We start from the raw sequence: 23,014 nt of genomic DNA on the forward strand, positions 1-23,014 counted from the left end.
CGCTAATAACAAGCCACCAACGGCATGCTTCACCACGTTCAAAACACTGCCCCGACCATAATTAAAGAAGAGGGAATTCCCATGTTCGTGCACAAGACCGCACTGCTCAGTGCAATCACCACCGCGCTGCTGGCCAGTGCCAGCATCCAGGCCGCCGAGCCGCTCAAAGCTGTCGGGGCTGGCGAGGGCCAACTGGATATTGTGGCCTGGCCTGGCTACATCGAACGTGGCGAGAGCGACAAGGCCTACGACTGGGTGACCGGCTTCGAGAAGGAAACCGGCTGCAAGGTCAACGTCAAGACCGCGGCCACTTCCGATGAAATGGTCAGCCTGATGGCCAAGGGTGGCTACGATCTGGTGACGGCGTCGGGCGACGCCTCCCTGCGCCTGATCGTCGGCAAGCGTGTGCAGCCGATCAACACCGCGTTGATCCCGAACTGGAAAAACCTCGACCCGCGCCTCAAGGATGCACCCTGGTACGTGGTCAACAAGCAGACCTACGGCACCCCGTATCAGTGGGGCCCGAACGTGCTGATGTACAACACCAACGTGTTCAAGACCGCGCCGACCACCTGGGGCGTGCTGTTCAATGCCGAAAACCTGCCGGACGGCAAGCCGAACAAGGGCCGCGTGCAAGCCTATGACGGCCCGATCTACATCGCCGACGCGGCGCTGTACCTGAAGACTGCCAAACCGGAACTGGGCATCCAGAGCCCGTACGAACTGACCGAAGCCCAATACAAGGCCGTGCTCGACCTGCTGCGCGCCCAGCAGCCGTTGATCCACCGCTACTGGCACGACACCACCGTACAAATGAGTGACTTCAAGAACGAAGGCGTGGTCGCCTCCGGCGCGTGGCCGTATCAGGTCAACGGCCTGATGAACGAGAAACAGCCCATCGCCTCGACCATCCCGAAAGAAGGCGCCACCGGTTGGGCCGACACCACCATGATGCACACCGAGGCCAAGCACCCGAACTGCGCCTACAAGTGGATGGACTGGTCGCTGCAACCGAAAGTCCAGGGCGACGTAGCGGCGTGGTTCGGCTCGTTGCCAGCAGTCCCTGCGGCGTGCAAGGAGAGCGAACTGCTCGGCGCCGAAGGCTGCAAGACCAACGGTTTCGACCAGTTCGACAAGATCGCCTTCTGGAAAACCCCGCAGGCTGAAGGCGGCAAGTTCGTGCCGTACAGCCGCTGGACCCAGGACTACATCGCGATCATGGGCGGTAGATAACCCACCCTCCCCTGTGGGAGCGAGCTTGCTCGCGATGAGGGCATTCCAGTCAATATTGTTACTGACTGACACTCCGCCATCGCGAGCAAGCTCGCTCCCACAGTTGATCACCGTCGTTGCCGCTACCGCGCTCGGCCGACAGATAAAAGTTTTTGTTTTTTCAGAAGTCCAGGCAGGGCCGCTGCGACGGCCTTCGCCTTTTTGGAGCACCGCACCATGACGCTTGCAGTCCAGTTCACCAACGTTTCCCGTCAATTCGGCGAAGTGAAAGCCGTAGACCGGGTTTCCATCGACATCCAGGACGGCGAGTTCTTCTCCATGCTGGGGCCTTCCGGCTCGGGCAAGACCACCTGTTTGCGCCTGATCGCCGGTTTTGAACAACCGAGCGCAGGTTCCATCCGTATCCATGGCGAAGAGGCCGCCGGCCTGCCGCCGTACCAGCGCGACGTGAACACCGTGTTCCAGGATTACGCGCTGTTCCCGCACATGAACGTTCGCGACAACGTCGCCTACGGTTTGAAAGTCAAAGGCGTGGGCAAGGCCGAACGCCTGAAACGCGCCGAAGAAGCGCTCGATATGGTGGCCCTCGGCGGCTACGGCGACCGCAAGCCGGTGCAGCTCTCCGGCGGTCAGCGCCAGCGTGTGGCCCTGGCCCGCGCCCTGGTCAACCGTCCTCGCGTACTGTTGCTCGACGAGCCACTCGGCGCACTCGACCTGAAACTGCGCGAGCAAATGCAGAGCGAGCTGAAAAAACTGCAACGCCAGCTCGGCATCACTTTCATCTTCGTCACTCACGACCAGACCGAAGCACTGTCGATGTCCGACCGCGTGGCGGTATTCAACAAGGGCCGCATCGAACAAGTCGACAGCCCGCGCAACCTGTACATGAAACCGGCCACCACCTTCGTCGCCGAATTCGTCGGCACCTCCAACGTGATTCGCGGTGATCTGGCCAGGCAAATCAGTGGCAATCCGCAGCCGTTCTCGATTCGTCCGGAACACGTGCGTTTCGCCGAAGGCCCGCTGGCCAGCCACGAAATCGAAGTCACCGGCTTGCTCCACGATATCCAGTACCAGGGCAGCGCCACCCGCTATGAACTGAAACTGGAAAACGGCCAGACCCTGAACATCAGCCAGGCCAACAATCAGTGGCTGGACACCAGCGCACAACACCAGACCGGTCAGCGCATCAGCGCACGCTGGGCGCGTGAAGCCATGATCCCGTTGCACGACACCGTTGCAGGCGGGGTGTGAGATGAACACCGTAGCTATCCCCCAATCGCCGGCCAGCGGCTCGCTGCTGCGCAGGTTTTCCAATCTGCTGTATCGCCGGCCGAATTTTTACCTGTCGCTGCTGCTGGTACCGCCGCTGCTGTGGTTCGGCGCGATCTACCTGGGCTCGTTGCTGGTTCTGCTGTGGCAAGGTTTCTACACCTTCGATGACTTCACCATGGCGGTCACCCCCGACCTGACCCTGGCGAACTTCACCGCGCTGTTCCAGCCGTCGAACTTCGACATCATCCTGCGCACCCTGGGCATGGCGATTGCCGTGTCGATTGCCAGCGCCATCGTCGCGTTCCCGATTGCCTACTACATGGCGCGCTACACCACGGGCAAGACCAAGGCGTTTTTCTACATCGCGGTGATGATGCCGATGTGGGCCAGTTACATCGTCAAGGCCTACGCCTGGACCTTGCTGCTGGCCAAGGGCGGCGTGGCGCAGTGGTTCGTGCAGCACCTGGGGCTGGAACCGGTCCTGCAATTCGTACTGGGCATTCCCGGTGTCGGCGGCAGCACCTTGTCGACCTCGCACCTGGGGCGCTTCATGGTGTTCGTCTACATCTGGCTGCCGTTCATGATCCTGCCGATCCAGGCTTCGCTGGAACGCCTGCCGCCCTCGCTGCTGCAAGCCTCCGCCGACCTCGGGGCCAAGCCGCGCCAGACCTTCATGCAAGTGATCCTGCCGCTGTCGATCCCGGGCATTGCCGCTGGTTCGATCTTCACCTTCTCGCTGACCCTGGGCGACTTCATCGTGCCGCAACTGGTCGGCCCGCCCGGCTACTTCGTCGGCAGCATGGTCTACGCCCAGCAGGGCGCGATCGGCAACATGCCAATGGCTGCCGCGTTCACCCTGGTGCCGATCGTGCTGATCGCCATCTACCTGTCCATTGTCAAACGTCTGGGGGCCTTCGATGCACTCTGAAAAAGCCTCATTAGGCCTGCGCATTGCCGCCTGGGGCGGGTTGGTATTCCTGCACTTCCCGATCCTGATCATCTTCCTGTACGCCTTCAACACCGAAGACGCGGCGTTCAGCTTTCCGCCCAAGGGCTTCACCCTGAAGTGGATCGGCGTGGCGTTCTCACGGCCGGACGTGCTTGAAGCCATCAAGCTGTCGTTGCAGATCGCCTCGATTGCCACGTTGATCGCCATGGTCCTTGGCACGCTGGCGTCCGCTGCGTTGTACCGTCGGGACTTCTTCGGCAAGCAAGGCATCTCGCTGATGCTGATCCTGCCGATCGCCTTGCCGGGGATCATCACCGGGATCGCATTGCTGGCGACCTTCAAGACACTGGGCATCGAGCCGGGGATGTTCACCATCATCGTCGGCCACGCGACCTTCTGTGTGGTGATCGTCTACAACAACGTCATCGCCCGCTTGCGCCGTACCTCCCACAGCTTGATCGAGGCCTCCATGGACCTCGGCGCCGACGGCTGGCAGACCTTCCGCTACATCATCCTGCCGAACCTCGGCTCGGCGTTGCTGGCCGGCGGCATGCTGGCGTTTGCCCTGTCGTTCGACGAAATCATCGTCACCACCTTCACCGCCGGCCATGAACGCACCCTGCCGCTGTGGCTGCTCAACCAGCTCAGCCGCCCACGGGACGTACCGGTGACCAACGTCGTGGCGATGCTGGTGATGATCGTGACCATGCTGCCGATCCTCGGCGCCTATTACCTGACCCGTGGCGGCGAAAGCGTTGCGGGCAGTGGCGGGAAATAAATCAATAACCGACAACAACAATCCCCTGTAGGAGCTGCCGCAGGCTGCGATCTTTTGACTTTTCTTTTCAAAAACAAGATCAAAAGATCGCAGCCTGCGGCAGCTCCTACAGGGGCCGGTTTCCACAGAAAAACAAGAACAGCTTGTAAGAGGACAACGCCATGCAAACCAAACTCTTGATCAACGGCCAACTGCAAGACGGCGAAGGCCCCGCCCAACCGGTGTTCAACCCCGCGCTGGGTCGTGTGCTGGTGGAAATCAACGAAGCCAGCGAAGCCCAGGTCGATGCCGCCGTGCGCGCCGCCGACGCCGCCTTCGACAGCTGGTCGCAGACCCCGCCGAAAGAACGTTCGCTGCTGCTGCTCAAACTCGCCGATGCCATCGAGGCTCACGGCGAAGAGCTGGCCAAACTGGAATCGGATAACTGCGGCAAGCCTTACAGCGCCGCGCTGAACGATGAGATCCCGGCGATTGCCGACGTGTTCCGCTTCTTCGCCGGCGCCAGCCGCTGCATGAGCGGTTCGGCCGGTGGCGAATACCTGCCGGGCCACACCTCGATGATCCGCCGCGACCCGGTGGGCGTGATCGCCTCCATCGCGCCGTGGAACTACCCGCTGATGATGGTCGCCTGGAAAATCGCCCCGGCCCTGGCCGCCGGCAATACCGTGGTGCTCAAGCCGTCGGAACAGACCCCGCTGACCGCCCTGCGCCTGGCCGAACTGGCGTCGGACATCTTCCCCGCCGGCGTGCTCAACCTGGTGTTCGGCCGTGGTCCTAGCGTCGGCAGCCCGCTGGTCACCCACCCGAAAGTGCGCATGGTGTCGCTGACCGGTTCGATCGCCACCGGTTCGAACATCATTTCCAGCACCGCCGACAGCGTCAAACGCATGCACATGGAACTGGGCGGCAAGGCCCCGGTGATCATCTTCGACGACGCCGACATCGACGCTGCCGTGGAAGGCATCCGCACCTTCGGTTTCTACAATGCCGGCCAGGACTGCACCGCCGCCTGCCGCATCTACGCCCAGGAAGGTATCTACGAGAAATTCGTCGAGAAACTCGGGGCGGCGGTCAGCAGCATCAAGTACGGCTTGCAGGACGATCCGTCGACCGAACTCGGCCCGCTGATCACCGCCCAACACCGCGACCGCGTGGCCGGTTTCGTCGAACGCGCCATCGCCCAACCGCACATTCGCCTGATCACTGGCGGTAAAGCGGTGGACGGCAATGGCTTCTTCTTCGAACCAACGGTGCTCGCCGATGCCCAGCAGGATGACGAAATCGTGCGGCGCGAAGTGTTCGGGCCGGTGGTGTCGGTGACCAAATTCAGCGATGAAGCGCAGGTGCTGGGTTGGGCCAACGATTCGGACTACGGCCTGGCCTCCTCCGTGTGGACCGCCGATGTCGGCCGCGCCCATCGGATGTCGGCGCGCTTGCAGTACGGCTGCACCTGGGTGAATACGCACTTCATGCTGGTCAGCGAAATGCCCCATGGCGGGCAGAAGTTGTCCGGGTATGGCAAGGACATGTCCATGTATGGGTTAGAGGATTACACCGTTGTGCGGCATGTGATGTTCAAGCATTAACCGCGAAAAGATCGCAGCCTTCGGCAGCTCCTACAGGGGGTGTGCAGGGCGCGGAAGATGCGGTGCATGCGATCCCTGTAGGAGCTGCCGCAGGCTGCGATCTTTTCCGCAGACACAAGGATGATGTCGGCGATTTACATCAAGGATTCACCGCAACACCAAAAAACAATAACCACCGATCCTGGCGGTGCCCTCAAGGCCCCGTCACGGTTTCGGACATCCGAAATCTGCCGATTTTCCGGAGCAATCACACATGAGTGCATCACCCGATCTCTCTGCAGCCGTTGTCGACAGCGATGCCGAGCAACTGCGCAAACTGGGTTACACCTCCAACTTCAATCGCAGCATGAGCCTGTGGGAAAACTTCGCCCTGGGCTTCACCTACCTGTCCCCGGTCGTCGGGGTTTATACCCTGTTCGGCCTGTGCCTCGCCGCGGGCGGGCCACCGATGTTCTGGGCCTATTTGCTGGTCGGTTGCGGCCAGCTGCTGGTGTGCCTGATCTTCGGCGAAGTGGTTTCGCAGTTCCCGATTTCCGGAGGCGTGTACCCATGGGCCCGCCGTCTGGTAGGCAAGCGCTGGGCGTGGATGGTCGGCTGGATCTACTCCATCGCCCTGTGCGTGACCATCGCGGCAGTTGCGGTGGGTGCCGGTCCGTACCTGGCCGCCATGATGGGCTTTGAACCGAGCAACAACACCAACATCATCATCGCCCTGTTCCTGACGCTGTTCGCCACCCTGGTCAACCTCAGCGGCACCAAAGTGCTGGCGCGCATCGCCATGTTCGGCTTCCTCTGCGAACTGGTCGGCGCAGTCATCGTGGGCGTTTACCTGCTGATTTTCGAGCGTCATCAATCGATCAGCGTGCTGTTCAACACCTTCGATATCAGCGTCGACGGCTCGTACCTGCCGGCGTTCCTCACCGCATCGCTGGCGGGGATGTTCCTGTACTACGGCTTCGAGGCCTGCGGCGATGTGGCCGAAGAAACCCCGAACCCGAGCAAGCAGATCCCGGTGGCGATGCGCATGACCATCTACATCGGCGGCATCGCGGCGATGTTCGCTTGCCTGGCGCTGATCCTCGCGGTGCCAGACATGCAAGCGGTGATCAATGGCACCGACAAGGACCCGGTCACCACCATCCTCAACAACGCATTCGGGCCGGTGGGGTCGAAAGTGGTGATGGGCGTGGTGATGATTTCCTTCATCTCCTGCGTCATCAGCCTGCAAGCGGCGGCCAGTCGTCTGCTGTATTCCTACGCCCGTGACGAAATGGTCATCGGCAGCCGACTGCTGAAGAAGATTTCCCCTACGACGCAGGTTCCGGTTGCCGCATTGTTCGTGTCCGGTGTCCTGCCGGCGCTTATCATCATCCTCGGCTTCTTCCTGCAGGATGCGGTCGCCACCATCGTCAGCTTCGCGGCCATCGGCATCTACCTGGCGTTCCAGATGATCGTGCTCGCGGCCCTGTACGCCCGCATGAAGGGCTGGAAACCGAGCGGCAAATTCACCCTCGGCGCCTGGGGCTGGGCGGTGAACATCGGCGCACTGGTCTATGGTGTCGGGGCCATTATCAACATGGCCTGGCCACGGACACCGGATGCCGCGTGGTACATCAACTACGCCATGGTACTGAGCACGGCCATCGTGATTGGCCTGGGCCTGCTCTACATGTGGATCGCCAAACCCTATGACCACGGCACCGCCCCGGCGGGCGATGCCTGGAAAGTCAGCCGGTAACGGCATTCGCCCCGGTGCCATTGTGGCGCCGGGGCGATCTGAAAAACCAACAAGGATTGAATATGGATATCACCCGCCGCGACTTTCTCAACGGCGTCGCTGTCACCATCGCTGCCGGCATGACCCCTCTGCAACTTCTCCAGGCTGCCCCTGACGGGCGCTACTACCCTCCAGCACTGACCGGCCTGCGGGGTAACCACGTCGGTTCGTTCGAAATGGCCCACCAGATGGGTTGGGAGAAAAAGGTCTTCGACACCGACAAACTGCCGATCACCGAGGAATATGACCTGGTGGTGGTAGGAGGCGGCCTCAGCGGACTGTCCGCTGCGTGGTTCTACCGTGAGAAACATCCGAAAGCGCGCATCCTGATTCTGGAAAACCACGACGACTTCGGCGGCCACGCCAAGCGCAACGAATTCTCCGCCGGTGGTCGCATGATCATCGGCTACGGCGGCAGTGAAGCCTTCCAGTCGCCAAATCATCTGTACAGCCAGGAAGTGAACGGCCTGCTGAAGAAGCTCGGAGTGAACATCAAACGCTTCGAGACCGCATTCGATCGCCAGTTCTACCCGGGCCTGGGCCTGTCGCGCGGGGTGTTCTTCGACAAGGAAAACTTCGGCGAAGACAAACTGGTGACCGGCGACCCGACGCCGATGGTGGCCGACGACATCGCCCCGGACCAGTTGCACGCCCGCTCCATCCCGGACTTCATCAACGACTTCCCGCTGCCGCAAGCCGACCGCCAGGCGTTGATCGCCTTGCACATGACGCCCAAGGATTACCTGCCCGGCAAAACCACCGAGGAAAAAACCGCGCACCTGGAAGCCATCAGCTACCAGGATTTCCTGCTCAAGGACGTAGGCTTGTCAGCTCAAGCGGTGAAGTATTTCCAAAGCCGCACCAACGACTTCATGGCCCTGAGCATCGATGCGGTCGCCGCGTCCGACGCCTACTCAGTCGGTTTCCCAGGCTTCAGCGCGATGAATCTGCAGCCGATCAGCGAAGAAGCCCGGGCGGAAATGGAAGAGCCCTACATCTACCACTTCCCCGACGGCAACGCCTCGCTGGCGCGCTTGCTGGTACGCAGCCTGATCCCGGCCGTGGCACCGGGGAACACCATGGACGATATCGTCCTCGCCCCGTTCGACTACGCCAAACTCGATCAGGCCAAAACCCCGGTGCGCATCCGCCTCAACAGCACAGCGGTGAGCGTGCGCAACGTCGGCAGCGGCGTGAACGTCGGCTACAGCCGCGGCGGCCAGCTCAGCCAGGTGCGCGGCAAGCACTGCATCATGGCCTGCTACAACATGATCATCCCGTACCTGCTGCGCGACCTGTCGCCGGAGCAATCCCACGCCCTGAGCCAGAACGTGAAGTTCCCGCTGGTGTACACCAAGGTCGTGATCCGCAACTGGCAATCGTTCCAGAAACTCGGCGTGCACGAAATCTATGCGGCGACCCAACCCTACAGCCGGATCAAACTCGACTATCCGGTAAGCATGGGCGGCTACGACCACCCGAAAGACCCGACGCAGCCGATCGGCCTGCACATGGTCTACGTGCCCACCAGCCCCAACAGCGGCATGAACGCCCGCGACCAGGCCCGCGCCGGCCGTGGCCGCCTGTACGGCCAATCGTTCGAGCAACTGGAAGCGCAACTGCGTGACCAACTGCAACGCATGCTCGGCCCTGGCGGCTTCAACCACGAAACCGACATCCGCGCCATCACCGTCAACCGTTGGTCACACGGCTACGCGTACTTCTCCAACAGCCTGTACGACGATGCCGACGAAAGCGAAAAACTGATGAACCTGGCCCGTCAGCCTGTTGGACGGGTGAGCATCGCCAACTCAGACGCGGCGTGGAGTGCTTATGCTCATGCGGCGATTGATGAGGCGTATCGGGCGGTGGGGGAAGTGGGCTGATTGAGCACCCTGCCCGCAGCGATGCGGGCAGGGTTTGATGTTAAATCGGTTGCGGCTTGGAGAGGCTTTCGAATTCATCCATTAGCAAGTGGATTTCGGTGCTGGGGTTTGGCTCGCCGCTGATGGCAACGTCCTCGAGGATCTTCGGTGCCAAGGTTCTTGCCGTTTGGAACGGCGCTCCCAACAGCTGGGCAAAGTAGTTGATGTCTTTGCCCTTCTCATATTTTTCCATGGTTGGCTTTTCTCGCAAACTCTTGCTCACCAACTCGCCAGGGGAATGTTTCCCGACAGCTCTGAAGGGTTTTCGGTTGAAACCAAAGTGCAGCAGTAGCCAAAACTCAAAACAGGGATACGATGCAATGACTTTGATCTTTGGATGAGGCTGCGCAACATTCAATGCACGCTGAAAGCAAAGGTGTGTATCGCGATCCAATACACAAAACACTTTGTCGAAGTACTTCTGCCGGCTGATTGCTCGCTCAACAATGCCACTCGGATGTGTGACGCCGCAGTGAGCAATTTCCACCTGGGCCTTGGCCCGAAAATAAAAGGCAGCCTCCTCCAGATAGCGTTTTCCTGACTTGCTGTCTTCACAGAGCACCAACACCTTAGGTTGAGGCTTGTACCCTGAACTCCTGCGATCAAATGACTTGCCTGAACTCACCATTGCTCAGCCCTGCCTTATCAACGGTAATCCGCGATAACGACCCTCAAAGTAGCGTTTCTCGACATCCTCACTTTCGCGCCCCTCAAAATCGTGAATGGAAAACAAACAGGTCGCGCCGTTGGCATCACGTTCGGTAATCCAGAACTGATCCCGCCGCAAAATCTTTTCGTTCATCAGATGAGTGTCGTGCGTTGTAAAAATCAGCTGGGTATCGAGGCCACTGTCCAGATGCTTGTCGATCAAGTCAGCGACGATGTCGGGATGAAGGCTGCTGTTGAGTTCATCGACACAAAGCACTCCACTGCCCCCCGCTTGATTCATCATGAACCAGGGCAACCAAAAGCCAATCAGGTTCTTTGTACCGCACGACTCCTCCGAAAAATCAAACTCCGCAGTACCTAAATGACTGGAATGTGTGAGGGTCACCTTGTTCTTTTGAACTGCCGCGAAGATCTCCTTCAGGGTAGGTTCTTTATTGTTCTGAATGGCATCGACCTCGTCTGAATTGAGCTCAATGATAGAGACCGGAATGTCCAATGCCTTGAGAAAGTCCCGAAGATCGTTCGTATGGCTCGATACCATCTGAAGAAATCGGATCGACGCCGTCGACAGCTCCATCATGCTGCTCTGCTCGACCACGAGAAGTCCGGTTTGGAACCAACTGAACGGCATTCGCAACTGAGTCATTTCTTCATTGCTGTTCTTCACGGCCTGCGCGAGAAAGAGCATTTTCGAGCTCGTCAGACGCCGCCAGGCACCATGCACTTCTTCCCCGCCCTCCAGCGCCTTCCCGAAAACATAACGCTCCCCTTCGGCGTCGAATTGGCGGTCATACAGAAGCGTTTCGTTCCCTCCTGGATAAGAGAGCAACTGCTCTTTGACGATCCGCTGCCCAGTTAACCCCAGCACAAACCGATAGCGCTGCCCTCCTTGAATGAAGTTGTATTCAAATACGCTGGGCGCATCCTTCAACGCGCGATCAAAACGAAAAGGCGAAACCGATAGCAACGCGTCACTTGGATTGGTTTCCATGGCAAGCAAGCGCCCGACGACCCCCATCGCGCGGACCAATGAAGACTTGCCGGAAGCATTTGGGCCGTAAATCGCAGCCACCTTCAACAGATCGGGGAGCTTTTCTGCGCAGGGCGGCTTGAATGTATTACGCGTTTTGCTCAGGAGAGGAGTCGCCGCCATGGACAAGGTTTGCTTGTCACGGAACGAGCGGTAATTGGAAACCGAGAATTCGATCAGCATGGAAAAAACCTGCAGTTCGTTTGCTGGACTCGAATACATAAAGGAAAAAATGCGCTTCAGGTGCCGCTGCTCTGCAGCCAATGCAAAAACAGGAAAATCCTACAGATCGAACCTTCGAATACCGGCGCCGATTCCTACAACAAGCGTCGCCAGAGTAGACTTGGCGCCGCGAGCGCCTGACCGATAGGCTTCAATCCGTCGCTGCCAAATCAGCGGCCCGGAGTCGAAGCCGGAACCAGTCAAAACGGTGCTCGCGTGCCCCCATAGAACTGTGGCTGTTTTATGCCTCATTTCTGTTTTATGGCGGGCCGTGTGGCGCGGGCCTTCCGGCTTCCGTTTTGATTGGAGGTGTCCCGACTTCGAACGCCACTCGGTCCGCCACCCAACCTGTCGAAGGGTTGGTGGCGACTTTCCAAGTCAAAACGGAAATCGCGCCATGCCAATGCATCCTCAAAGCTCGCCTCTGCCCTATTTCGATCCCACCGTCTTCACCCGCCACAACCGCTTCCTCCATGTCTTCATGCAAAACAACCAAGCCTGGTTCTGCGCCCAGGATCTGGGTCGCTTGATGGGCAAACCACTCAATGAACGCCTGACCCTGAAACTCGATCCCGACCAACGTCGCAGCGTCTGTCTGCTCAAGAACGGCAAAACGGTCGAAACACTGATGGTCAGCGAATCAGGCATGTACGCCTTGTTGGTTCACCACTTCGTCCCGGAAAACCGCAATCTGCGTCAGTGGTTGAGCAACGAAGTCATACCCATGATGCGGGAAACCAGCGCCACACCTGTGGAAAACCGCCCGAGCCTGAGTTCGGTGCATTGGGCCGGCGTCACTGTGCCGCTGCTGCACTGGCAACAACAGGCCTGGGTGAAGTGGCGTGATGTGCCTGAGCTGATGCATGGACAGCGACCTTCTCCGGCTCCCAGGGATTGAATACATGACCTGTGGCGAGGGAGCTTGCTCCCGCTGGACTGCGAAGCAGTCCTCGCTTTGAAGGTAAAGCGAGGGCCGCTGCGCGCCCCAGCGGGAGCAAGCTCCCTCGCCACAGCAAGTTGATGGATCTGGCTACCGTAAAAGCCAGATGGCTCTCACGGTAACCCGCCCTGTTTCAAAACCGCGAAACACTCCTCATCGCATCCACCAGATACCTCATCGCGATCCTGTCGCTCTCCGACAGCTCCCTATACCGCTCCACCAGTTTCATTTCCTCGTTATTAAGCCGGCGCCTGCGTCGCCCGATGGCCAGGCACGGAAAGATTCCCAACATTTCGGTGATGCCTTGTACTTTCGACATGGACGATGTCCTTCTCTATACGTCAAAGAAAACTGCAAAAAACCGCATCGCCCTATCCCTTTTTCAGCAGCCGCTGGGTGCCCGCTGAACCGCACCGGTCCGAAGGGCATAAACCGGTCATGTGCACAGAATAGAAATATTCCGGGCGCTGAAAAGCGGTTTTTAGAGTAATTAGTCGAAAAAAGCAGAAATGCCCTGTAAATCAGAAACCCCTGTCGGAATTGTTTCCCGACATGTCTTGTTTCATTGCCGAGCCGGCGCTGTGCCATCAATCAATTTTGCTCTGCAATCGAACGGTTTAAGCTGTCGGGCATCTGTTCTACAGTCCGTTGCGTTTGGCCGAAGGCATGTCCGAACCGTTTTTTCTGATCCAGCACGTGCCAGGAACGGCGCGGGATTGCTCACGACAGGTTGTATTTATGCACCGCAGGAACTTGCTCAAAGCCTCCATGGCCATCGCGGCCTACACCGGTTTGTCCGCTACAGGCCTGTTGGCCGCCCAAGCCTGGGCCGCCAGTGGCGGCACCGCTGATGGCGAGGCCAGCGCATTCGATTTCGAGGCGCTGAAGCTCCAGGCCAAACAGCTCGCCAGCAATCGTTACCAGGACACCAAGCAACAGTTGCCGCCGACCCTGGCGACCATGACGCCGCAGAACTTCAATGCAATCCGCTACGACGGCAATCATTCGTTATGGAAAGAACTCAAGGGCCAACTGGACGTGCAGTTCTTCCACGTCGGCATGGGGTTCAAGCAGCCGGTGCGCATGTACAGCGTCGACCCGAAAACCCGGATGGCCCGCGAGGTGCATTTCCGCCCGTCGCTGTTCAACTATGAAAACACCACGGTCGACACTGCACAGCTCAAGGGCGACCTGGGTTTCTCCGGCTTCAAGTTGTTCAAGGCCCCGGAACTGGACAAGCACGACGTCGTGTCCTTCCTTGGCGCCAGTTATTTCCGTGCGGTGGACGCCACCGGCCAGTACGGTTTGTCGGCCCGCGGCCTGGCCATCGACACCTACGCCAAGAAGCGCGAAGAATTCCCCGACTTCACCAAGTTCTGGTTCGAGACGCCGGACAAGGACAGCACCCGCTTCGTGGTCTACGCCCTGCTCGACTCGCCGAGCGCCACCGGTGCCTACCGCTTCGATATCGACTGCCAGGCCGAGCGCGTGGTGATGGAGGTCGATGCCCACGTCAACGCGCGCACCGCCATTGACCAGTTGGGCATCGCGCCGATGACCAGCATGTTCAGCTGCGGCACCCACGAACGCCGCATGTGCGACACCATTCACCCGCAAATCCACGACTCCGACCGCCTGGCCATGTGGCGCGGCAACGGCGAGTGGATCTGCCGCCCGCTGAACAACCCGGCGACCCTGCAATTCAATGCCTTCGCCGACAAGGACCCGAAAGGTTTCGGCCTGGTGCAGACCGACCACGAGTTCGCCAGCTATCAGGACACCGTCGACTGGTACAGCCGCCGCCCGAGCCTGTGGGTCGAACCGACCACCGCATGGGGCGAAGGCTCGGTCGATCTGCTGGAAATCCCTACCACCGGCGAAACCATGGACAACATCGTCGCCTTCTGGACCCCGAAGAAACCGGTGGCTGCCGGCGACTCGCTGAACTACGGCTACAAGCTCTACTGGAGCGCGCTGCCACCGGTCGGCACGCCGCTGGCGCGGGTCAATGCCACCCGTTCCGGGATGGGCGGTTTCACCGAAGGCTGGGCGCCGGGCGAGCATTACCCGCCCGTCTGGGCCCGTCGTTTTGCCGTGGACTTCACCGGCGGCGGCCTTGACCGCCTGCCCGAGGGCGCGGGCATCGAGCCGGTGGTCACTTGTTCGAACGGCGAGGTCAAGGATTTCAGCGTGCTCAAGCTCGATGACATCAAGGGTTACCGTGTCCTGTTTGACTGGTACCCGACCAATGACAGCGTGGAGCCCGTCGAGCTGCGCCTGTTCATCCGCACCAACGACCGCACGCTGAGTGAGACCTGGTTGTACCAGTACTTCCCGCCAGCGCCGGACAAGCGCAAGTACACCTGATGATCGGGTAGCACCCTGCCACCATTCGGTTTTCCGAACGCGACCTGCGGGTCGGTTCGGTTAACCGGATCGCTCCACTGAAATTTCAGCGCAAGAAAAACTTAATTTCCTTATAAATCAATACTTTGACTAATAGCGACTGGTCTGGCACGAGTCATGCTCTACACTTCTTCGACGAATGTCCTTTGCGCTCACTCATCGTAGCGCTCAGGTGTTTTGCAGCACAAAAGGGCCGATGAACTGGCTCCATAAAAAAAACAAAGTCGAGGAAAATTTGATGCGCATCGTTCCCCATATCCTGGGCGCAGCCATTGCTGCCGCTCTGATCAGCACTCCGGTTTTCGCCGCCGAACTCACCGGCACCCTGAAGAAGATCAAAGAGTCCGGCACCATCACCCTGGGCCATCGCGACGCTTCCATTCCGTTTTCCTATATCGCGGATGCTTCCGGCAAACCGGTCGGCTACTCCCACGACATCCAGTTGAAAGTCGTCGAAGCCCTGAAAAAAGACCTCGACATGCCGAACCTCCAGGTCAAATACAACCTGGTGACTTCGCAAACCCGTATCCCGCTGGTGCAGAACGGCACCGTGGACCTCGAGTGCGGTTCCACTACCAACAACGTCGAGCGCCAGCAGCAGGTTGACTTCTCCGTCGGCATCTTCGAAATCGGTACTCGCCTGCTGTCCAAGGCAGACTCCAAGTACAAGGATTTCCCTGACCTGGCCGGCAAGAACGTCGTGACCACCGCCGGCACCACGTCCGAGCGCATCCTCAAGGCGATGAACGCCGACAAGCAGATGGGCATGAACGTCATTTCCGCCAAAGACCACGGCGAGTCGTTCCAGATGCTGGAAACCGGCCGTGCCGTTGCGTTCATGATGGACGACGCCCTGCTGGCCGGTGAAGCGGCCAAGGCCAAGAAAGCAAGCGACTGGGCCGTGACCGGCACTCCACAGTCCTACGAAATCTACGGCTGCATGGTGCGCAAAGGCGACGAGCCGTTCAAAAAGGCTGTAGATGACGCCATCAAGGCCACCTACGCATCGGGCGAGATCAACAAGATCTACGAAAAATGGTTCATGCAGCCAATCCCGCCAAAAGGCCTGAACCTGAACTTCCCGATGAGCGACGAACTCAAGGCCCTGATCGCCAAACCGACTGATAAAGCGGCTGACGACAAGAAGTCCTGATTTCTGACTAACCTTATCCCCTGAAAGGGCCGTAGCCCTTTCAGGGGAATGCACTCCCTGCTGGCATTTCTGGAAACACTCGAACCGGTGGCTGTCGAGCCGAGCGCGTGTGCCTGTCCCCCAAGGACAGGCGGGAACGGAGCTTCCCCCAAGCGGGCATTTGTACATCGATCGAATCCGAGGGGAGACCCTAATGAATTACAACTGGGACTGGGGCGTGTTCTTCAAGTCCACCGGCGTGGGCAGCGAGACCTATTTCGACTGGTACGTGTCCGGACTGGGCTGGACCATCGCCATCGCCATCGCGGCCTGGATCATCGCCCTGACACTGGGCTCGATCCTGGGCGTCATGCGTACCGTGCCGAACCGCATCGTATCGGGCATCGCCACCTGCTACGTCGAACTCTTCCGTAACGTGCCGCTGCTGGTTCAGCTGTTCATCTGGTACTTCCTGGTACCCGACCTGCTGCCGGCGGACCTGCAAGAGTGGTACAAGCAGGATCTGAACCCGACCACCTCGGCCTTCCTCAGCGTCGTCGTGTGCCTGGGCCTGTTCACCACCGCCCGGGTGTGCGAACAGGTGCGCACCGGTATCCAGGCCCTGCCCAAAGGCCAGGAATCCGCGGCCCGCGCCATGGGTTTCAAGCTGCCGCAGATCTACTGGAACGTGCTGCTGCCCCAGGCTTACCGGATCATCATTCCGCCGCTTACCTCGGAATTCCTGAACGTCTTCAAGAACACCTCCGTGGCCTCGCTGATCGGCTTGATGGAATTGCTCGCGCAGACCAAACAGACCGCCGAGTTCTCCGCCAACCTGTTCGAAGCCTTTACCCTGGCCACGCTGATCTACTTCACCCTGAACATGAGCCTGATGTTGCTGATGCGCCTGGTCGAGAAGAAAGTCGCCGTACCGGGCCTGATCTCCGTAGGGGGTAAATGATGGAATTCGATTTCTCGGGCATCATCCCGTCCCTGCCGGGCCTGTGGAACGGCATGGTCATGACCCTCAAGCTGATGGCCATGGGTGTGGTCGGCGGCATCATCCTCGGCACCATCCTGGCGTTGATGCGCCTGTCCCACAACAAGCTGCTGTCGAACATCGCCGGCGCCTACGTCAACTACTTCCGCTCGATTCCGTTGCTGCTGGTGATCACCTGGTTCTACCTGGCGGTGCCGTTCGTGCTGCGCTGGATTACCGGCGAAGACACACCGATCGGCGCGTTCGCCTCGTGCATCGTGGCGTTCATGATGTTCGAAGCGGCGTACTTCTGCGAAATCGTCCGGGCCGGTGTGCAGTCGATTCCAAAGGGTCAGATGGGCGCTGCCCAGGCCCTGGGCATGTCCTACGGCCAGATGATGCGCCTGATCATCCTGCCGCAGGCGTTCCGCAAGATGACGCCGCTGTTGCTGCAACAGAGCATCATCCTGTTTCAGGACACCTCGCTGGTCTACGCCGTCGGCCTGGTGGACTTCCTCAATGCTTCGCGCGCCAGTGGCGACATCATTGGCCGCTCCAATGAGTTCCTGATTTTCGCGGGTCTCGTGTACTTCATCATCAGCTTTGCCGCCTCGCAGCTGGTCAAGCGTCTGCAAAAAAGGTTCGCCGTATGATCTCTATCAAAAGCATCAACAAGTGGTATGGGGACTTCCAGGTTCTGACTGATTGCAGCACCGAGGTCAAAAAAGGCGAAGTGATCGTGGTGTGCGGGCCATCCGGTTCCGGCAAGTCGACCCTGATCAAGTGCGTCAACGCCCTGGAGCCGTTCCAGAAGGGTGACATCGTGGTCGACGGCACCTCCATCGCCGACCCGAAGACCAACCTGCCGAAACTGCGTTCGCGCGTGGGCATGGTGTTCCAGCACTTCGAGCTGTTCCCGCACCTGACCATCACCGAGAACCTGACCATCGCGCAGATCAAGGTATTGGGCCGCAGCAAGGAAGAAGCCACCAAGAAAGGCCTGCAACTGCTCGAGCGCGTCGGTCTCTCGGCCCATGCCCACAAGCATCCTGGCCAACTGTCCGGCGGTCAGCAGCAGCGCGTGGCGATTGCCCGTGCGCTGGCGATGGACCCGATCGTCATGCTGTTCGACGAACCGACCTCGGCGCTGGACCCGGAAATGGTCAACGAAGTGCTCGACGTGATGGTACAACTGGCCCACGAAGGCATGACCATGATGTGCGTGACCCACGAAATGGGCTTCGCCCGTAAAGTGGCCGACCGGGTGATCTTCATGGACCAGGGCAAGATCATCGAAGACTGCAAGAAAGAAGAGTTCTTCGGCGACATCAGCCACCGTGCCGAGCGTACGCAGCACTTCCTCAACAAGATTCTGCAGCACTAAAGCCACACCGCCGCCGCCCCTGTAGGAGCTGCCGCAAGCTGCGATCTTTTGATCTTGCTTTTGATTCTGGCGAACGTCCGGTCACAAAAGATCAAGATCAAAAGATCGCAGCTTGCGGCAGCTCCTACAAGGACGCGTCAAGGCGGTAGTGGTGGTTGACCCAAGGCATCTGTGATGAAATGCGACCCCAATCTTTATCGCGCAACGTCGCCATCACTCGCCGTGAAACCCCGTCTGGTTCGTCATTTGTTCCTGCCGCCACTGATCATCGCCATGATGATCGGCCTGGGCTATATCGGCTTCTGGATCAGTGAGCACTATGGCATCCGCAACCTCGGCGAGAACGGCCAGCGTCAGCTGGAATTGCACGCCCGTGCCGTCGAAAGCGAAATCAGCAAATACACCTACCTGCCCAGCCTGCTGGAGCTCGAAACCAGTGTTTCGCAGTTGCTGGCCGACCCGACCCCGGAACACCGGCAAACGGTCAACGATTACCTCGAAGGCCTGAACCGGCGCAGCCGCAGTCGGGCCATCTACGTGATGGACACCACCGGCCGCGTCATGGCCACCAGTAACTGGCGCGATGTCGACAGTTACCTGGGTGAAGACCTGTCCTTTCGCGCCTACTTCCAGAACGCCGTGCGCGGTCAGCCGGGGCGTTTCTACGGCATCGGCAGCACCAACGGCGAACCCGGTTACTACCTGGCCCATGGCCTGGAAGAACACGGCAAGATCATCGGCGTCGCGGTGGTCAAGGTGCGCCTGGAAGCCATGGAAGAACGCTGGCAACGGGCGCGGCTGGAAGCCTTCGTCAGCGACGAGAACGGCATCATCATTCTCTCCAGCGATCCGGCTCGACGCTTGAAATCGGTGGTGCCGCTGAGCGAAGAAACCAAGGAAAAACTTGCCCGCAGCCTGCAGTACTACTGGTTCCCGCTCAACGAACTGCAGCCGCTGGCCCGGGAAACCCTGTCCGAAGGCGTGGAAAAACTCACGTTCCCGGCCAACAGTGAACTGCTGCTCCAACAAGATCGCGACGATGAAAACATCAGCTACCTGTCGCAAACCCGGCCCTTGAGCGATACCCCGTGGAATTTCACCCTGCTCACGCCGCTCCAGGACTTGCGCCGCGAAGCGATCAACCAGGGAATTCTGGTGGCCGTGGCGTTTGCCCTCTGCGCCTTTCTGTTGATCGCCTGGAACGAGCGGCGCAAGGTGATCGCCACCCGCCTCGCAGCCCGGGAAGCCTTGCAGGAAGCCAACAACCAGCTGGAACGTCGGATTACCGAACGCACCACCGACCTGCGCGCCAGCAACGAACGGCTCAAGGGGCAGATCCGCGAACGCCGGCACGCCGAAGAGACCTTGCGCCGCGCCCAGGACGAACTGGTACAGGCCGGAAAACTCGCGGCCATCGGCCAGATGTCCACCAGCATCGCCCACGAACTGAACCAGCCGCTGGCGGCGCTGCGCACCTTGTCCGGCAATACCGTGCGCTTCCTCGAACGCGGCCAGCTCGACGTCGCCAGCACCAACCTCAAGACCATCAACGAACTGATCGACCGCATGGGCCGCATCACCGCCAGCCTGCGCTCGTTCGCCCGGCGAGGTGACGACAAGGGTCAGGCCTGCCTTGGCAAAGCGGTGGACGCGGCCCTGCAATTGCACGGCGCACGGGTGGAAAACACGCCTTTGCAATTGCACCGCCATTTTGACGCTGTGCAGGTGCAAATCGACCAGACCCGCCTGGAGCAGATTCTGGTCAACCTGATCGGCAACGCCCTCGACGCCATGCAAGCGCAGCCGCAACCCGAGCTGTGGCTCGAAGGCGAGACCTTCGATGGCAAATACCGGCTGCGCGTGCGTGACAACGGCCACGGCATCGACGCCGAAGCGCGCAAGCACCTGTTCGAACCCTTCTTCACCACCAAACCCGGCGAACAGGGTCTGGGCCTTGGCCTGACCCTTTCCGCCAGCCTGGCCGCCGCCACCGGCGGTCACCTGGGTGTCGAGCACCCGGCCAGCGGTGGTACCGCATTCGTCCTCAGTTTACCGTTGGTAAGCCCCACTCCCGCCGAGCCAATATGAACAACGACCTTAGTGTATTGATCGTCGAAGACGACCCCCATGTGCTGCTCGGCTGCCAACAGGCGCTGACCCTGGAAGACATTCCCTGCATTGGCGTGGGCAGCGCCGAAGAAGCCCTGGAGCGGGTCGGCGACAACTTCGCCGGCATCGTCGTCAGCGACATTCGCCTGCCGGGCATCGATGGCCTGGAGTTGCTGACCCGGCTCAAGGAGCGCGACCGCAGCCTGCCGGTGGTGCTGATCACCGGCCACGGCGACATCTCCATGGCCGTCGGGGCGATGCAGAAAGGCGCCTACGATTTCATGGAAAAGCCGTTCTCCCCGGAGCGCCTGGTGGACGTGGCCCGCCGCGCCCTCGAGCAACGCAGCCTGGCGCGGGAGGTGTCGTCGCTGCGCCGGCAATTGGCCGAGCGCGACTCCCTCGAAGGGCGGATCATCGGTCGCTCGCCGGCCATGCAGAACCTGCGGGAACTGATCGCCAACGTCGCCGATACGTCGGCCAACGTGTTGATCGAAGGCGAGACCGGCACCGGCAAGGAACTGGTCGCGCGCTGCCTGCATGATTTCAGTCGACGGCACACCAAGCAGTTCGTCGCGTTGAACTGCGGCGGCCTGCCGGAAAACCTCTTCGAAAGCGAAATTTTCGGCCACGAAGCCAACGCCTTTACCGGTGCGGGCAAGCGGCGGATCGGCAAGATCGAACACGCCGACGGCGGCACGCTATTCCTCGACGAAGTGGAAAGCATGCCCCTGCCCTTGCAGATCAAACTGCTGCGGGTATTGCAGGAACGCACCCTCGAACGCCTCGGTTCGAACCAGAGCGTGGCGGTGGATTGCCGCGTCATCGCGGCGACCAAGTCCGACCTCGTCGAGTCGAGCAAGGCCGGCGAATTCCGCAGCGACCTGTATTACCGTCTCAACGTGGTGACCCTGGAACTGCCGCCGCTGCGCGAGCGCCGCGAGGACATCCTGCAACTGTTCGAACACTTTCTGCAGCAGTCGTCCCTGCGTTTCGACCGTGCAGTGCCGGAGCTGGACAACCAGACCGTTTCAAACCTGATGAGCCACGACTGGCCGGGCAACGTGCGCGAGCTGCGCAACGTTGCCGAGCGCTTTGCCCTGGGCCTGCCGGCGTTCAAGAAAACCGGTGCCGGCGGCAGCAATCAAGGCCTGGCGTTTGCCGAAGCGGTGGAAGCCTTCGAGCGCAACCTGCTCAGCGATGCCTTGCTACGCAGCGGCGGCAACCTGACCCAGGCCAGCCAGGAACTGGGCATGGCCAAGACCACGCTGTTCGACAAAGTGAAAAAGTACGGCCTGAGCCATTGAGCAAAACCTGATCCCCTGTAGGAGCTGCCGAAGGCTGCGATCTTTTGATCTTGAAATCAAAAGATCGCAGCCTTCGGCAGCTCCTACAGGGGATCGGGGGTTAGAGCAGATTGTGGTCGGCCACAGGCTCGATCTGCGCCCAGTGCGAAGTGTCTTCACGGTGCTCGCGCAAGTACGGCAACACCGCCCCCAGCAACGGCGCCTTGAACGCCTCCTGGAAACGATGGGCCAGGCCCGGAATCAAGACCAACTGGCTGCCACGCAGATGCGCCGCCAGATGCACCCCATGCATCACCGGCAGCAAGGGGTCGGCCGTGCCATGCACCACCAGCGCCGGCACCCGCAACTGGTTGAGCAGCGCGACCCGGCTCGGCTCGGCGAGAATGGCCATGATCTGGCGTTTCACACCCTCGGGATTGAACGCCCGGTCATAGGACTGCGCCGCCTGATGCAACAGCACCTGACGATCATCGCTCACCATCGGGCTGCCCAGCGCCGCCAGCAAGTCGGCCTGTTGTTCCAGGGCCACCTCGCGGTTCGCTGCGCCACGTCGCGCCAGTAATTGCACCAGCGCCGCACTAGGCGCGGGCAAGCCTTCGGCCCCGGAGCTGGTCATGATCAGGGTCAGGCTCTCGACCCGCTGCGGTGCCATGGCTGCCATGTGCTGGGCGATCATCCCGCCCATGCTGGCGCCCAACACGTGGAATTGATCGATGTGCAAGGCATCCATCAAGCCCAGACCATCGTCGGCCATGTCGGTCAGCGAGTACGGCGACGACACCGGCAAGCCGAGTTTGTAGCGCAGCACTTCGAACGTCAGGTTGGCTTCGGCCGGTGCTTGCCGCCAGGTCGACAGGCCGACATCGCGATTGTCATAGCGGATCACCCGGAACCCCTGCTGACACAGGGCGACCACCACCTCGTCCGGCCAGTGGATCAACTGCCCGCCCAGGCCCATCACCAGCAGCAAGGCCGGATCCGACGCACGACCGATGCTCTGGTACGCCAGGCTTACCTGGGCCAGATCCACCCGTTCGGTCGCAACATTGACGTCACAACGCGAGGCCGCCAAAGACGGCAGGCCGAACAACAATGCGGCCAGAAATATGATTCGTGAAAAGAATGCAGCACCCATGGAAAAACACCAAAACGCAGAACCCCAGTAGAGCGCGAGTCTGATGAAGTTTGTTCAAGCGCGCTGCCACAGTTCCATGACAGTTTGATGAACAGCGCCGGACGGTCATCCGGCGTCACACCCGGTTTCGCGATAACTATGTACCACCCGACCTCCTGCCGACTGCCGCCTAATGCCCGTA

The 23,014-nt window shown here is 60.2% G+C and carries 19 protein-coding genes; 15 read left to right on the forward strand and 4 right to left on the reverse strand.

Annotated elements, in window-relative coordinates; genetic code table 11:
- Positions 1–81: 81 nt before the first annotated feature.
- The 7 genes from ydcS (at position 82) to AC07YV_RS07005 (ending at position 9,484) form a co-directional block, all read left to right on the forward strand.
- Positions 82–1,233, forward strand: coding sequence for a putative ABC transporter substrate-binding protein YdcS (gene ydcS, locus AC07YV_RS06975; protein WP_102699049.1), 1,152 nt, complete (start codon positions 82–84; stop codon positions 1,231–1,233).
- A gap of 216 nt (positions 1,234–1,449) precedes the next feature.
- On the forward strand, positions 1,450–2,487 hold the full coding sequence (locus AC07YV_RS06980) for an ABC transporter ATP-binding protein (protein WP_102699050.1): 1,038 nt from the start codon (positions 1,450–1,452) through the stop codon (positions 2,485–2,487).
- Between the two features lies 1 nt (position 2,488).
- Positions 2,489–3,436, forward strand: coding sequence for an ABC transporter permease (locus tag AC07YV_RS06985; RefSeq protein WP_015093713.1), 948 nt, complete (start codon positions 2,489–2,491; stop codon positions 3,434–3,436).
- The gene (locus AC07YV_RS06990; protein WP_102699051.1) at positions 3,426–4,235 is read left to right on the forward strand and encodes an ABC transporter permease; all 810 of its coding nucleotides are present in this window, start codon (positions 3,426–3,428) and stop codon (positions 4,233–4,235) included. The genes AC07YV_RS06985 and AC07YV_RS06990 overlap by 11 nt, the downstream gene beginning before the upstream one ends.
- Before the next feature lie 161 nt (positions 4,236–4,396).
- On the forward strand, positions 4,397–5,821 hold the full coding sequence (locus tag AC07YV_RS06995; protein ID WP_102699052.1) for a gamma-aminobutyraldehyde dehydrogenase: 1,425 nt from the start codon (positions 4,397–4,399) through the stop codon (positions 5,819–5,821).
- A 253-nt stretch (positions 5,822–6,074) separates the two neighbouring features.
- Positions 6,075–7,559, forward strand: a complete 1,485-nt coding sequence (locus tag AC07YV_RS07000) for an APC family permease (RefSeq protein ID WP_102699053.1) — start codon at positions 6,075–6,077, stop codon at positions 7,557–7,559.
- Positions 7,560–7,621: 62 nt separating this feature from the next.
- The gene (locus AC07YV_RS07005) at positions 7,622–9,484 is read left to right on the forward strand and encodes an NAD(P)-binding protein (RefSeq protein WP_102699054.1); all 1,863 of its coding nucleotides are present in this window, start codon (positions 7,622–7,624) and stop codon (positions 9,482–9,484) included.
- A 40-nt stretch (positions 9,485–9,524) separates the two neighbouring features.
- On the opposite strand, the gene AC07YV_RS07010 is transcribed toward AC07YV_RS07005, so the two are convergent.
- Together AC07YV_RS07010 and AC07YV_RS07015 are read right to left on the reverse strand one after the other, a co-directional pair.
- Entirely contained in the window at positions 9,525–10,151 is a 627-nt protein-coding gene (locus tag AC07YV_RS07010; RefSeq protein WP_102699055.1) for an RloB family protein, read from the reverse strand.
- Positions 10,152–10,154: 3 nt separating this feature from the next.
- Positions 10,155–11,405: an AAA family ATPase gene (locus AC07YV_RS07015; protein WP_102699056.1), complete on the reverse strand. Its 1,251-nt coding sequence runs from the start codon at positions 11,403–11,405 to the stop codon at positions 10,155–10,157.
- Positions 11,406–11,841: 436 nt separating this feature from the next.
- On the opposite strand from AC07YV_RS07015, the gene AC07YV_RS07020 reads away from it, so the two are divergent.
- Positions 11,842–12,342: a BRO-N domain-containing protein gene (locus tag AC07YV_RS07020; protein ID WP_102699057.1), complete on the forward strand. Its 501-nt coding sequence runs from the start codon at positions 11,842–11,844 to the stop codon at positions 12,340–12,342.
- Positions 12,343–12,517: 175 nt separating this feature from the next.
- Here AC07YV_RS07020 and AC07YV_RS07025 read toward each other — a convergent pair whose 3' ends face one another.
- On the reverse strand, positions 12,518–12,703 hold the full coding sequence (locus AC07YV_RS07025; RefSeq protein WP_007975077.1) for a hypothetical protein: 186 nt from the start codon (positions 12,701–12,703) through the stop codon (positions 12,518–12,520).
- Positions 12,704–13,122: 419 nt separating this feature from the next.
- Here AC07YV_RS07025 and AC07YV_RS07030 point away from each other — a divergent pair, with 419 nt between their 5' ends.
- The 7 genes from AC07YV_RS07030 to aauR all read left to right on the forward strand — a co-directional run bounded on the left by AC07YV_RS07030 (position 13,123) and on the right by aauR (position 21,698).
- Positions 13,123–14,751: a glucan biosynthesis protein D gene (locus AC07YV_RS07030; protein WP_007975078.1), complete on the forward strand. Its 1,629-nt coding sequence runs from the start codon at positions 13,123–13,125 to the stop codon at positions 14,749–14,751.
- A 277-nt stretch (positions 14,752–15,028) separates the two neighbouring features.
- Positions 15,029–15,943, forward strand: coding sequence for a glutamate/aspartate ABC transporter substrate-binding protein (locus tag AC07YV_RS07035; RefSeq protein ID WP_046041277.1), 915 nt, complete (start codon positions 15,029–15,031; stop codon positions 15,941–15,943).
- Positions 15,944–16,136: 193 nt separating this feature from the next.
- A complete protein-coding gene (locus AC07YV_RS07040) occupies positions 16,137–16,883 on the forward strand; it encodes an amino acid ABC transporter permease (RefSeq protein ID WP_102699058.1) in 747 nt (248 codons plus the stop codon).
- Complete coding sequence (locus AC07YV_RS07045) at positions 16,883–17,554, forward strand: amino acid ABC transporter permease (protein WP_102699059.1); 672 nt, start codon at positions 16,883–16,885, stop codon at positions 17,552–17,554. The genes AC07YV_RS07040 and AC07YV_RS07045 overlap by 1 nt, the downstream gene beginning before the upstream one ends.
- Positions 17,551–18,285 (forward strand): amino acid ABC transporter ATP-binding protein, encoded by a 735-nt coding sequence (locus AC07YV_RS07050; RefSeq protein ID WP_015093699.1) that lies wholly within the window; start codon positions 17,551–17,553, stop codon positions 18,283–18,285. The genes AC07YV_RS07045 and AC07YV_RS07050 overlap by 4 nt, the downstream gene beginning before the upstream one ends.
- 174 nt (positions 18,286–18,459) lie before the next feature.
- Positions 18,460–20,373: a two-component sensor histidine kinase AauS gene (gene aauS / locus AC07YV_RS07055; RefSeq protein ID WP_102699060.1), complete on the forward strand. Its 1,914-nt coding sequence runs from the start codon at positions 18,460–18,462 to the stop codon at positions 20,371–20,373.
- Positions 20,370–21,698: a two-component response regulator AauR gene (gene aauR, locus AC07YV_RS07060; protein ID WP_007975084.1), complete on the forward strand. Its 1,329-nt coding sequence runs from the start codon at positions 20,370–20,372 to the stop codon at positions 21,696–21,698. The genes aauS and aauR overlap by 4 nt, the downstream gene beginning before the upstream one ends.
- Before the next feature lie 100 nt (positions 21,699–21,798).
- Here aauR and AC07YV_RS07065 read toward each other — a convergent pair whose 3' ends face one another.
- A complete protein-coding gene (locus AC07YV_RS07065) occupies positions 21,799–22,833 on the reverse strand; it encodes an alpha/beta fold hydrolase (RefSeq protein WP_102699061.1) in 1,035 nt (344 codons plus the stop codon).
- Between the last annotated feature and the right edge of the window lie 181 nt (positions 22,834–23,014).

The sequence above is a fragment of the Pseudomonas sp. GW456-E7 genome, assembly GCF_059424105.1.

Excerpts from the sequence above, each read along its gene's own strand:
- ydcS (WP_102699049.1), top strand. The coding sequence starts at position 82 with ATGTTCGTGCACAAGACCGCACTGCTCAGTGCAATCACCACCGCGCTG.
- AC07YV_RS06980 (WP_102699050.1), top strand. The coding sequence starts at position 1,450 with ATGACGCTTGCAGTCCAGTTCACCAACGTTTCCCGTCAATTCGGCGAA.
- AC07YV_RS06985 (WP_015093713.1), top strand. The coding sequence starts at position 2,489 with ATGAACACCGTAGCTATCCCCCAATCGCCGGCCAGCGGCTCGCTGCTG.
- AC07YV_RS06990 (WP_102699051.1), top strand. The coding sequence starts at position 3,426 with ATGCACTCTGAAAAAGCCTCATTAGGCCTGCGCATTGCCGCCTGGGGC.
- AC07YV_RS06995 (WP_102699052.1), top strand. The coding sequence starts at position 4,397 with ATGCAAACCAAACTCTTGATCAACGGCCAACTGCAAGACGGCGAAGGC.
- AC07YV_RS07000 (WP_102699053.1), top strand. The coding sequence starts at position 6,075 with ATGAGTGCATCACCCGATCTCTCTGCAGCCGTTGTCGACAGCGATGCC.
- AC07YV_RS07005 (WP_102699054.1), top strand. The coding sequence starts at position 7,622 with ATGGATATCACCCGCCGCGACTTTCTCAACGGCGTCGCTGTCACCATC.
- AC07YV_RS07010 (WP_102699055.1), bottom strand. The coding sequence starts at position 10,151 with ATGGTGAGTTCAGGCAAGTCATTTGATCGCAGGAGTTCAGGGTACAAG.
- AC07YV_RS07015 (WP_102699056.1), bottom strand. The coding sequence starts at position 11,405 with ATGCTGATCGAATTCTCGGTTTCCAATTACCGCTCGTTCCGTGACAAG.
- AC07YV_RS07020 (WP_102699057.1), top strand. The coding sequence starts at position 11,842 with ATGCCAATGCATCCTCAAAGCTCGCCTCTGCCCTATTTCGATCCCACC.
- AC07YV_RS07025 (WP_007975077.1), bottom strand. The coding sequence starts at position 12,703 with ATGTCGAAAGTACAAGGCATCACCGAAATGTTGGGAATCTTTCCGTGC.
- AC07YV_RS07030 (WP_007975078.1), top strand. The coding sequence starts at position 13,123 with ATGCACCGCAGGAACTTGCTCAAAGCCTCCATGGCCATCGCGGCCTAC.
- AC07YV_RS07035 (WP_046041277.1), top strand. The coding sequence starts at position 15,029 with ATGCGCATCGTTCCCCATATCCTGGGCGCAGCCATTGCTGCCGCTCTG.
- AC07YV_RS07040 (WP_102699058.1), top strand. The coding sequence starts at position 16,137 with ATGAATTACAACTGGGACTGGGGCGTGTTCTTCAAGTCCACCGGCGTG.
- AC07YV_RS07045 (WP_102699059.1), top strand. The coding sequence starts at position 16,883 with ATGGAATTCGATTTCTCGGGCATCATCCCGTCCCTGCCGGGCCTGTGG.
- AC07YV_RS07050 (WP_015093699.1), top strand. The coding sequence starts at position 17,551 with ATGATCTCTATCAAAAGCATCAACAAGTGGTATGGGGACTTCCAGGTT.
- aauS (WP_102699060.1), top strand. The coding sequence starts at position 18,460 with ATGAAATGCGACCCCAATCTTTATCGCGCAACGTCGCCATCACTCGCC.
- aauR (WP_007975084.1), top strand. The coding sequence starts at position 20,370 with ATGAACAACGACCTTAGTGTATTGATCGTCGAAGACGACCCCCATGTG.
- AC07YV_RS07065 (WP_102699061.1), bottom strand. The coding sequence starts at position 22,833 with ATGGGTGCTGCATTCTTTTCACGAATCATATTTCTGGCCGCATTGTTG.